Raw genomic sequence first — 1,997 nt, 5'->3', positions numbered from 1 at the left:
GGTGGGTTTTCTTCTACAAACAGATTGCTCCTCTGGAGCAAATTTAATAAGCAAAAGATGGCAGAAAATGAAGTAAAGCAATGCCTGTGACCATAGATATAGCTTTAACTCCTACGCAACGCTCTCTGAGGTATTAAGTTTGAAAAAAAATTTTTTTTGTTGACATAAATATAATTATAGGGTATAATGAATTTGTTATATTTTGTCGATAATATAAATAAAAAGAGTTTTTTTGTAAGGAGGATAAAATGTTTCGTAAGGAAATATTGTGGTTAATTGTTGGGCTAACATTTTTAGGACTAATAGTCGGAGATAGCAGGTCATCATCCGATAAAAATCAACAAATGTATGATGACATACGGCTTTTTACCCAGGCACTCTCTATTGTCCAGACTCAATATGTGGATATTGATAAAGTTAAGTCAAAGGATTTAATCTATGGAGCCATTAGCGGCTTATTAAAAAGTTTGAATGACCCACATACACGATTTATGACCCCAGAATCATATAAAGAGATGAAAGTGGAGACAGAAGGTGAATTTGGTGGAGTAGGAATTGTTATTGGTCTTAAAGATAATCAATTAACGGTTATTTCACCGATTGAGGAAACACCAGCGGCACTGGCTGGCGTTAAAGCTGGTGATAAAATTATGGAGATTGATGGAGTTACAACAAAAGATATTACCTTATTTGAGGCGGTTGGAAAATTAAGAGGTCCTAAGGGAACAGAAGTTACGATTAGCGTTGAAAGGGAAGGTGAAAAAGAATGGCTTAAATTTACGATTATTCGTGATATAATCAAAATCGAGAGTGTTAAATATGATATGATTAAGAAAGATATGGGTTATATTCGGATAACTAATTTTAATCAAAAGACACCAGATGAATTCCATAATGCCCTTTTAAAGTTAAAAGAAAAGGATATGAAGAGTTTAATCTTAGATTTAAGAAATAATCCGGGTGGGTTATTAGATTCAGCCGTGGCAGTGACGGATGAATTTTTATCCGATAAGAAATTGATTGTTTCCATTAATGGTCGCATTCCACAAATGAATCAAGATTATCAAGCAACAGATTCAGGGCTGGATGGTGATTATCCAATGGTAGTTTTAATTAACCATGGGAGTGCCAGTGGTTCAGAAATTGTTGCTGGAGCTATTCAAGACCCACAATATGAGAAATTTTTAATCACTAATAAGGTAGAATATGATAAATGGGCTAAATTGCTTGAGAATAAAGAGGATATTTCTATTAATGAGATAGAATCAGAAAAATGGCTTGTTAAAAGAAGAGTTGCTCCCCCACGAGGAGTTATCGTTGGTTTACCAAGTTTTGGAAAAGCCTCAGTGCAAACAGTTATTTCACTCGCAGATAACTCCGGCATAGCCCTCACTACGGCTAAATACTATACACCTTCAGGTAAATCTATCCATGATAAAGGAATCATTCCTGATATTACTGCCGAAGAATATGAATTAAGTAAGGAAGATGCAGAGATGTTTAATAAGATAGAAAAAGAAGGGTATGTAAAAAAATTTATTGAAGAACATAATCCATATACAGAAGATGATATGAAAGAACTACTGGCTAATTTAGAAAAAGACGGCATAAAAATAAAAGAAGTGCTCCTTAAGAAAAAGATAGATATAGAAATCAGAAAAAAGGAGTTAAAAAAGGAACCTGTTTATGACCTGATTTTAGACACGCAACTTCAACGAGCAGTGGATATTCTTACTGCTTCACAGATATTTAATAATATGAAGACCTCAAAAAAACTTTAGTAAATACAAGCAAAGTTTTGTATAAATAAAAAAAATAAAATTATGGTGATAAAATTCTTGACAAATAATCGTGGATATGATATTATTTATCCTAATCATAAAATAAAATCGTTTGACAGAAAAACAAGTAATAACCAGCAGGGAGGAAATTTAAGATAATGTTGTGGGGAAGAGAAAAAGTACCAGTAGGATTAGATATTAGTCATGATTGTATCA

The 1,997-nt window shown here is 32.9% G+C and carries 1 protein-coding gene; it reads left to right on the top strand.

The genetic code is table 11. The features are described 5' to 3' along the window. Window positions 1–248 precede the first annotated feature (248 nt). A complete protein-coding gene (locus tag AB1414_20010) occupies window positions 249–1,781 on the top strand; it encodes a S41 family peptidase (protein MEW6609698.1) in 1,533 nt (510 codons plus the stop codon). Window positions 1,782–1,997: the final 216 nt, after the last annotated feature.

This window comes from bacterium, from assembly GCA_040755795.1.
Lineage (GTDB): Bacteria > UBA9089 > CG2-30-40-21 > CG2-30-40-21 > SBAY01 > JBFLXS01.
The sequence above is the reverse complement of the archived record's forward strand: the minus strand, read 5'-3'. Positions and strand labels throughout refer to the sequence as shown.

Coding starts and splice junctions, on each gene's coding strand:
- AB1414_20010 (MEW6609698.1), top strand. CDS start 249: ATGTTTCGTAAGGAAATATTGTGGTTAATTGTTGGGCTAACATTTTTA.